Raw genomic sequence first — 9,104 nt, 5'->3', positions numbered from 1 at the left:
CGATGCCACGCCACGAAGGTTACCTACGAGCAGGTTCTTAGTGACCCTTTCACCCCACCGCGAACGGCATACCGCCAGGTCAGCGCGCTACCGATACGAAAATCTCCCACCCTTGGGTGAACTCAGGTCTGACCTGTATCGAGGAGATCGACTACGGGCTCCACCCCCAAGCGCTGGAACTGCTCGTGGAACGCATACGCGAGGCGAGTGAACGCACCCAGTTCCTCATAGCGACCCATTCGCCGGCACTGGCTGACAGACTCAGGACAGACGAGCTCTTCGTCTGCGAACGGGACCATGACGGGGCTTCGCGGATCCCGGCGATAGACCGGGAACAGCTGGAGGCCATCGTTGAGCGGAGTGAGGATCTCCCCTTGGGTGAATTGTGGTTCTCCGGGGTTCTGGGCGGTGGTCTGTGAGCGGTCGGCACCGGCGTAAGGGCCGTGGCAGCCCCGTCGTGGTCATCGCCGGTGAGGACCGCAACGACCGGGAGAGCCTGAAGATCCTGCTGGAGAAGGAACAGCCGAATCTGCGCGGAAGAATCGTGCAAATCGGCGACACCGTTCGCCTTCACAAGGCAACGGGCGCGAACCTCGCCAAGCGGGTGCCTGCGATCCTGAACAAGGCAGAGGGTGTCGCCGAGAAGCAGGGGCAGGGGACCCAGATCGCCTGTCTCTACGTGCACGAGGACTTCGACACTGTCGACGCGCGAACCCTGCTCGCCGAACCCGCCGCGCTCGCAGTGCCCGCCTACTCGCCGACTTGGTGCTCATAGGCCTGCCGCACCAGGCCCATGATGTGGTTCAGGTCCGAGCCCGTGTCCAGTTCGACCTGGACGTTGCCGTTGCCCCACTTACCCCTACCGGTCACGTCCGTCGCGAGTCCGCGCGCATCGTGCAGCATCTCGAAGGGCATATTCAGGGTGAGCTTCAGACGCTCTGTCTGCGGGACCACGTCGACGAAGTTGGTTTCGGCCTTGTAGGCGACGTAGTTCTTCAGGAATGTCTCGGTGACGGCCTCGTCCAGGGCCATGACCTCGCCCCTCAACTTGTCGAAGAGCTCCCGGGGGCCGGGACGGAACAGGTTCGGGTGGTCCTCGATCGAGTACCCCGACTCGGGGGCAGGCTGCGCCGTGGCAGTGACGTCCTCGGGCGGGGTGGGGCGTGGCCAGATCTGCACGGCCTGCGCGGCCAGTCTTTCGGCGCGTTCCACGATGGCCTGCTCGTCCCAGGTCTCCAGGGAACCCAGCCCCCTGTTCAAGCGGAGCGGGCTCTCCCTGAAGCCCCCTTCCATGTCCTGCTTGAGCTGGAACGGGAGGTCGGCGTACTCGGAGTTGTAACCCGTCAGGGTCAGGTTTCCGAGAGTGTGCAGGTAGCGCGCGTGCACGGAGTCCCATTCCGCACCGAGGTCGTTGCGCCACTGCTGGGAGAGGTTCTCGTTCTGCGGCAGGATGTGCTCGATCGTGTAGTCCTCGATCGACACGTGCTCCTTGCGGCCGAAATTCTCAAGCCGCCGAAGGAGGTACGAACGCCGCTTGAAGCTGTACATGTCGCCCGTGGTCAGTTTTTCCGTGAAGTCCTTGTCGGTGGGGAAGGCCCGGTAACTCTTCATCCCCAGCAGGTGCGTCTGGACGCTCTGGACGTACCGTCCCTTGTCGATCGACCTCGTGAAGGTGCTGAACGTCCTGTTCAGGGAGTTGGTCGGGACACGGCACACGGCGCGGCGGAAGATGTAGGACGTGACCATCTCGACGATCGAGACCAGTTCGTCCCTGCTGAGAACCATGCTCTGGTAGTCGGTGTACAGCTCCAGCAGCAGCGGATAGACGACGTCCGCCTTGATCTCCCGCAGGTCCCGGAACGCTTCGGCGAGCTCCTTGTCCGCCTCATGTCCCAAGGCGACGGCGCAGTACCTCGACGAGTAGGAGCGGAGCTCCTGGACCAGGGAATCGACAGTTCCCCCGCCGGCTGTGTGGATCTTCGCGTATTCCTTGAAAGCCCCGTAGACGTCCCCGAGACGCGGGATCTCCCCGGTCACGACCGTCAGGTAGTGGCGTACGAAGCTGTCGAACTGTTCCTCGTAGGCGGCCTGGCCGAAATCCGTCTCCATCGGTCGCCAGTAGCCGTTGTACAGGCTCTCTTGGTGGCTCGGCTTCAGCCCCATCAGCACGAAATTGCGGATGAGGTCGGCCTGCGACAGCTGGAGCCCCGTGGAGTTCATTGACTCGAAAATCAGTTGCGGGTTGTCGTACGTGCGGTCCAGCCGGATGTCCACAACGACCAGTTTGCTCAGGCCCCGGCACACGGCTGCGAGATCCGTGCCCGGTTTGGTGAGGTGGTCCAGGAAACGCTCGTAGTTCTGCTGCACCCTCTCCGAGGGGGCCGAAGGCAGAGCGTTGCCGTGGACGATCGCCTTCAGAGTGTCCCGGTCCTTCTCGGAGAGCAGGAGCCTGAAGTAGTCCTCACCTTCCTCATCAACGTTTACCAAGTAACGGTTGCGCAGCTTATTCGGAGAGAACCCACTCCACGGCTCACGCTCGCCGTCCGGGAAAGCGTCCAGGGCGCGGGCCAGCGCCGCAATCAGCAGGGTCAGGGTTGTGATGCGCTGCTGTCCGTCGATGACCAGATCGGGCTCCTGCGTGGTCAGGTTCGAAAGGCCCTTCTCCACGTGAACGATCGATCCGGTGAAGTGCGACTGCAACTCGTCGTCGCTCCCCGCACGCTCGATGTCGGACATCAGCTGATCGCATTCGGCCACCGACCAGGAGTACGCGCGCTGGTAGATCGGGATCACGAACTGGTGGCTCTTGTAGAGCAGACCGAGCAGCGGTGTCTCAGAAGCCTTCACAGTGTCAGAGCACCCTTCTTGTTCGTCCGGGGAGGAGTTCTCTGCGGGGGTCCCGACCCAGATTAGTGCTGGCGTCTGACGGCGTAGCCCTTTCCCGGGTAGGGCAGATAGGCGGTGGGGCTACCCGGAGGCAGAGGAAACCGAACGGATCGGCCCCCCGGGAGGACGGGGAGAGGAGTAATGTCCTGGCGAAGTACCACTCCCGCAGCCTGCCTCTGCTCTCCGATCGGCTCGAATGCACGTGACCGCCCCGCCTCCCACCGGGCTGCTCAAGGGCGCTTCATCATTCGGGAGATCTACCGCGGTCACAGGACCACTCCCGAGCGTTTCCGGTCAGCCGTGGGGCAGCCGCCTCATCGAACGGCCTGAACCTCGGTCGACTCCGTGATCCACAGTGGTTCACCGTCCCCGCAGACGACGCGCGGGCCGTCGGCGGGCTCCAGGCTGGTACGTTTCACCACGAGCAGCTGGGAACCGACCTCGGCGACCGGGCTCCCGGCTGAGCGCACGAAGCGGTGGGTCCTGACCTGGTTGTGGATGGTGCGGGCATCGTCGGACCAGCGGATGCGGGAGAACCCCTCCTCCATGAAACCCGCGTAGGAAGCCTGGCCGTGGTCCTGCGGTTCGCCCGGGTCCCCGTCGGCGACGCGGGTGAGAGCCGTGCGGAGCAGTTCATAGGTGACCGGCATGGCGTCCGTGCAGTAGTTCGCCCAGCTGATGTCGTCGGCCAGCGGTATGCCGTCCTTCTGGGCGAGGATGTTGCCCGTGTCGAAGTCCTCGTCCATCCGGTGGACGGTGATACCCCCGGTGCGGTCTCCGTTGCGAATGGCCCAGAGCAGCGGCGCCGGGCCCCGGTACTCCGGCAGCATGGACACGTGGACGTTGATCACGCCGTGCCCGGGGATGTCCAGCACGGACCGGGGAAGCTTCCACGCGAAACCGAAGACGATCAGGAGGTCGGGGCGGTAGCTTTCCAGAGCGAGCGCCAGACCCTCGACACTTCCGGGGAGCAGCAGGTCCATCCCCGGCGGAACAGCGCCGAGGATCGCCGCGGTCATCTCACCCGCATCGCCGAGATCGGGTCCACCGGAGCGCAGAGAACGCCCATAGAAATAGGCGACCGGATGGTGTCCGGAATCCGCGCAGGCCGCGTGGATGGTAGAGAACTCGTCGGGTCCGGACGAGATGATGCAAATGCGGAGAGGGACTGACATCTCGCTGTTTCTTTTTGAACGGGGGTGCTGGCTGTGGGATGCCGGGTTACTTCAGGTTGTATTCGTGGTGCGGAAAAGCAATATTCCATGCTGACTCGAACGCTTCTACGCACACCTTCACCACGTCCGAGTCGGTGCTGATCTCATTTCCGACCCAGCCGCCGTCCCCGGTGAAATGGTTGAAAAGTACCTTTGTGCTGTCGATGATCCAGCAGTCATTGCCAGGCAGGGCCAGGCCGGAGGCGCGCGTGCGTGGCAGCCAGCGAATGTCCTCCCCGGCCGCGATGTTCTGGGGTGTGCCTTCGTGCTCGAAACGGATGTACTCGGTCACCGGCTCGGAGACGATCCGCACTCGGCGCAGGCGCACGTTCCGCTCCGCGGTGGCCCGCATCAGATCGAGCCAGCCAGCCTTGCTCCGCGCGTCATCCTCAGGCCCCCAGTCGCCGACGCGCCACCTCTCGACGTCCTCCTGTTCCTCCGCTACCGCGTAGTGGTCGCGCATCTCCAGGTGGTAGGCGGATTCCCGACACCCGTGGAACAACCGTGCCCAACCCGCCGCGTCAAGTGACTCCACTCGAGCCCTCCTTCGGCAGGTAGTCGAACAGGCTGGCCGGAACGCGGACGACCGTTTCTCCGCCGGGGATTTTCATCTGTTCCACATCGCTCGGGTCGCTGACGACGTATCCCTGGACGATGAAATCTCCGCTTTCCTCATCCTGGTACAGCCTGGGCGAACCACCCTGGCCGGTGGATCCGCCGACGAACTTGATTCTCATGCGTACCTCGCGTCTCGCAGCGTCGTGAACCGTGGTTAAGCGCCGATCGGGTACAGGGAGAATAACAGGCGGAGTGGTTGCGGAGAAGGAGTCTCATGGCCCTTGTCCGGGATGGGAATAATGGGTCTTATGGTGACCGCATCCGAAGGGTTGCCCGATTCGGGCTTCGAGTTCGGGGTAGGTCTGCCAGGCGGCTGCGGCGGAGACGGACGGGAGCTGATGTGAACCAAGGGCCGAGACCGCACAACCATGGTGCGGATTCTGATTCGAAAGTCCGAAACACGCTTTCAGGATCGACCGGTAGTGGGGTGATCCAAGCGCGTGACATCGGGGGTGACGTGCATTTTCACACCCCCGCATTGGTTTCCGCGCTTCGTCCGGCTCAACTCCCCGGCGATCTGCGAGGGTTCGTCAACCGCACCGATGAAGTACGGAGCCTGGATTCCCTGCTGGATGATGTCTCCGCACCAGCCCAGAGCAGTGGAGCCCTACGGGTGGCTCTGGTCGTGGGCACTGCCGGAGTAGGGAAGACGAGTCTGGCCGTTCGCTGGGCGCATCGGATCAAGAACCACTTTCCCGACGGACAGTTATACGTCAACCTGCGCGGATACGATCCGGGGCCGCAGACGGAGACCACGGACGTACTCGGCCGTTTCCTGCGGGCCCTGGACGTACCGTTGGACCATATCCCCACCGGGGAGGAAGCACGTGCGGAACTGTTCCGCACTGTGACGGCAGACCGGCACGTGCTCATCGTCCTGGACAACGCCGCCGGGGCCGGGGACGTCAGGCCGCTCCTCCCCGGCTCTCCGAATTGCCTGGTCGCGATCACAAGCCGTACACGCATGTCTGGTCTGGTCATACGGGAAGGGGCACACCGGGTGAGTGTGGAGACGCTGTCACAAGCAGAATCGGTGCGGCTGCTGCGCACCGTCATCGCCGGACACCGCACAGGAGATGCCGACAGCGACCTCGCCGAACTGGCCCTCCTCTGCGCCCGGCTGCCACTGGCGCTACGCATCGTGGCCGAGCGGGCCGCCGCACGACCGCACATGCCGCTAGGCGACCTGATCGCCGAGCTGCGCGACGAGTCCGGTATCTGGGACGCGCTGTCGGCGTCCGGAGAGGCCGGGCCAGAGGAAGCCGACGCGGTCCGCACGGTCTTCGCGTGGTCCTACCGGGCACTCACGCCACCCGTAGCCCGCATGTTCCACCTGCTGGGGTTGCATCCGGGCTCCGAATTCTCCGTCGAAGCCGCAGCAGCCCTGGCCGCCGTCACCCCGGACCGTGCCCGGCGGTACCTGGACGTCCTGACCGGTGCGCACCTGCTGGAAGAGTGCGGTCACGACCGCTACCAGTTCCACGACCTGCTGCGGGCCTACGCCACTGACCAAGCCCGGGAAGCGGAATCGGAGGACGAACAACAGGGAGCGCTGAGGCGCGTCCTGGGGTGGTACCTGCACTCGGCCGACGCGGCCGCCCGGGCCGGATCAGCCGCGTACACCATGCCCCTGGCCCTCGAACCACTGGACGAAAGCGCGGCGGAGTTCGACGAGGCCAAGGCGGCGATCCGCTGGTACGAGGCCGAACGAGACAACCTCATCACCTCCGTACGGATCGCCGGTGGCCACGGCATGAACCGGATCGCCTGGCAGATCCCCGCGACACTGACCATGCTCATCGCCGACCGGGAACCGGCCGACACGTGGCTGCCCGCCCAACAACTGGCCCTGTCCTGCGCCCGTGCCGCGGGCGACCGGTACGGAGAGGCGGTCACCCTCGACAACCTCGGGATCGCCTACCGGCACCTGTTCCGTCTGGACGAGGCCGACGCGTGCTTCGGCGCCGCGTCGGCGGCCTTCCGGGAACTCGGCAACACCTTCGGGCAAGCGCGGGCCGCCAACGGACGGGGAGTCGTCCGCATGTTCGCGCACCGGTTCGAGGACGCCGAGTCCTGCTTCGAGCAGGCGCTGGAACAGGCGGTCGAACTCGATGATCCGCTCTACGCGGGGGCCTTCACCCGCAACCTCGGCTGGGCACTCCTGGAGCACGGAGCGTCTGAACGGCGCGACCGGGCCGAGGAACTGCTGAACCGGGCGGCCGCCACCCTGGCGCAAACGAACGAGCCCCTGGAACAGGCCGAAGCGCTGACCCTCCTGGCGGCGGTACACCGACAGGCGGGACGTCACGCGTCGGCTCAGGAAACGGCGGAGCGCGCCCTGTCCATCGCGGAGACGGCAGACGGAAAACTGTTCGAAGGACTCGCCCTGCTGGAACTGGGGCGGATTCTCCTGGCGCGTGAACAGGAGACCGAAGCGCTCGGCTACCTCCACCAGGCCGCCGCCCTCTTCCCGCGAGTGGGCCGTCTCGACCTTCAGGCCGCCGCCTGGGACGCCACCGGTGAAACCCACCTGGCACGCGGGCGGGCAGAGGACGCCATAGCGTTCCACCGGCAGGCGATCGCGGCCTTCCGCGGCAAGGGAGACCGGTGGTCCGAAGCCGGCGCGCTGGCCCGCCTCGCTACAGCACTCACGGTGCAGGGAACCCTCGGCGAAGCACGCGACCGTCGCCGCGAGGCGTTGCGTCTGCTCGAGTCCTTCCCCGGGGCGGCGGCGCAGGCACGGCGGGCCGAAATCGAGGCCCAGGCAGAAGCCTCCGACGCGTGAGCGGACGGTCAGGCAAGCAAGGTGACCCCGGCTCGCAGGGATTTGTGGGTCTACCCCGGCGCCCGCCCCTCGGCACAGACCACCGGCACCCGGAGCCCGGCCATGGCCTGACCGAATCCAGAAACCCGTACGCGATGCGGGCCGCTCCCTGAGACCCCTGCTTGCGGGGACAGCCGTTGCTCCGACCTGTCTGGAATCCTCAGTCCTGTCCGGAAACTTCGGGGATCCATCGTGACCGGTCCCAGGAATCCGCACACGGCCTGAGTGCTGCTCCCTGGAGCTAGCGCCGTAGGGAACGGGTTTTCCGCGGAATCGGCCCCTCCTGAGAAGCCGGGAGCGGAATAATGTCCGCGTGCCCCACGTCCTGACCCCGCGTCACACCGTCCCCCGGACGACGCTGAGTCCTGCACACCGACCCGACGAGAGGACCGCCCCGCAGTGAGCGTCTACCAGCACTACGACTTCCGCGCACTGGACCGGCCGCTGGACGAGAAACAGTGCGCGCAACTGCGGGCCCTGTCCAGCCGGGCGCGCATCACCGCGACCTCGTTCACCAACGAGTACCACTGGGGTAACTTCCGAGGCGACCCGGTCAAGCTCATGCGCACCCACTTCGACGTGTTCGCCCACTTCGCCGAGCCGGGCACCAGGCAGTTCATGATCGCCGCGCCGAGCACGCTCCTGCGCCCCCGCGACATCGAGCCCTATCTGCTCACCTACGACGCCCACTACACCACCGGCGCGGGCCGGACCGTCATCTCCCTGTTCTCCGATCACGAGGAGACCGAATTCCTCGACTTTCCGGCGGGCCTGGCGGGCATCGCCCCGGTACGGGCCGAACTGCTCGCGGGCGACCGGCGGCTGCTGTACCTGGCCTGGCTGCTGTCGGTGCAGGCCGACGACGAGCTCGACGACGAAGAGATCGAACCCCCGGTCCCCGCGGGACTCGGCGACCTGAGCGCCCCTCTGCACGCGGTGGCGGATTTCCTGCGCATCGACCACGATCTCCTCGAGGTAGCCGCTCAGGAGTCACCGCACCTGCCGACCGGGACCGGGCAGGGCAAGGAAATGGCGCGGTGGATCGAGGAACTGCCGGACAAGGAGAAGAACCACCTGCTGCGGCTGGTGGCCGAGGACAAGCCCGCCCGGGCGCGGGCCCGGATGCTCCAGGCCTTCCAGGAAAGCGGCCGCGGCACCTTGGTGGTTGCCGAGGGATCCAGGACCGTGCGGGACTTGTGGACGGCCGCCGGGGAGCGCCGCGCCCGGAGGGAACAGGAGGCAGCTGCGCGGGAAGCCGAGCGGGAACGCCAGTGCAGAGAGGAGGCCGCCGCCGCCCGTGAAGCCCGCTTGGACGACCTGGCCGGGCGGCGCGAGCAGGCGTGGCAGGAGGCCGAGGACCGCATCGCCACCAAGCTCCCCGAGGGCTACGACCGAGCCGTGGCCCTTCTGGCCGACCTGTCCGCCCTGGCCGAACGCGAGGGGGAGCAGCCCGCCTTCGCGCGGCCGCTGCGGGAGTTGCGTGAACGGCACCGGCGCAAGAGCACGCTCCAGCGCCGGATGGACGAGGCCGGTTTGGAACGCTGACCCGCGCCTGCTGGCGT

At 66.1% G+C, this 9,104-nt stretch carries 8 protein-coding genes; 4 read left to right on the top strand and 4 right to left on the bottom strand.

The genetic code is table 11. The features are described 5' to 3' along the window. Positions 1 to 116 precede the first annotated feature (116 nt). Together ACYVDG_RS20095 and ACYVDG_RS20090 are read left to right on the top strand one after the other, a co-directional pair. The gene (locus ACYVDG_RS20095) at positions 117 to 419 is read left to right on the top strand and encodes an AAA family ATPase (protein WP_460755312.1); all 303 of its coding nucleotides are present in this window, start codon (positions 117 to 119) and stop codon (positions 417 to 419) included. After that, positions 416 to 775, top strand: a complete 360-nt coding sequence (locus tag ACYVDG_RS20090; RefSeq protein ID WP_460755306.1) for a hypothetical protein — start codon at positions 416 to 418, stop codon at positions 773 to 775. Before ACYVDG_RS20095 ends, ACYVDG_RS20090 begins: the two co-directional genes overlap by 4 nt. Here the strand turns inward: ACYVDG_RS20090 and ACYVDG_RS20085 are convergent. The 4 genes from ACYVDG_RS20085 to ACYVDG_RS20070 form a co-directional block, all read right to left on the bottom strand. After that, positions 751 to 2,847: a GmrSD restriction endonuclease domain-containing protein gene (locus ACYVDG_RS20085; protein ID WP_460755301.1), complete on the bottom strand. Its 2,097-nt coding sequence runs from the start codon at positions 2,845 to 2,847 to the stop codon at positions 751 to 753. The two genes, ACYVDG_RS20090 and ACYVDG_RS20085, sit on opposite strands and share 25 nt — an antisense overlap. Positions 2,848 to 3,200: 353 nt before the next feature. Further along, on the bottom strand, positions 3,201 to 4,061 hold the full coding sequence (locus ACYVDG_RS20080) for a methionyl-tRNA formyltransferase (protein ID WP_460755297.1): 861 nt from the start codon (positions 4,059 to 4,061) through the stop codon (positions 3,201 to 3,203). Positions 4,062 to 4,107: 46 nt separating this feature from the next. Beyond that, positions 4,108 to 4,635: a DUF6879 family protein gene (locus tag ACYVDG_RS20075; RefSeq protein ID WP_460755293.1), complete on the bottom strand. Its 528-nt coding sequence runs from the start codon at positions 4,633 to 4,635 to the stop codon at positions 4,108 to 4,110. Next, entirely contained in the window at positions 4,622 to 4,837 is a 216-nt protein-coding gene (locus ACYVDG_RS20070; RefSeq protein ID WP_460755289.1) for a hypothetical protein, read from the bottom strand. The genes ACYVDG_RS20075 and ACYVDG_RS20070 overlap by 14 nt, the downstream gene beginning before the upstream one ends. 494 nt (positions 4,838 to 5,331) lie before the next feature. On the opposite strand from ACYVDG_RS20070, the gene ACYVDG_RS20065 reads away from it, so the two are divergent. Together ACYVDG_RS20065 and ACYVDG_RS20060 are read left to right on the top strand one after the other, a co-directional pair. After that, entirely contained in the window at positions 5,332 to 7,503 is a 2,172-nt protein-coding gene (locus ACYVDG_RS20065; RefSeq protein ID WP_460755284.1) for an ATP-binding protein, read from the top strand. A 438-nt stretch (positions 7,504 to 7,941) separates the two neighbouring features. Beyond that, positions 7,942 to 9,087, top strand: coding sequence for a hypothetical protein (locus ACYVDG_RS20060; RefSeq protein ID WP_460755279.1), 1,146 nt, complete (start codon positions 7,942 to 7,944; stop codon positions 9,085 to 9,087). Positions 9,088 to 9,104: the final 17 nt, after the last annotated feature.

This window comes from Nocardiopsis oceani, from assembly GCF_054777395.1.
This window is presented reverse-complemented; position numbering and strand designations above follow the sequence as displayed.

Excerpts from the sequence above, each read along its gene's own strand:
- ACYVDG_RS20080 (WP_460755297.1), bottom strand. The coding sequence starts at position 4,061 with ATGTCAGTCCCTCTCCGCATTTGCATCATCTCGTCCGGACCCGACGAG.
- ACYVDG_RS20070 (WP_460755289.1), bottom strand. The coding sequence starts at position 4,837 with ATGAGAATCAAGTTCGTCGGCGGATCCACCGGCCAGGGTGGTTCGCCC.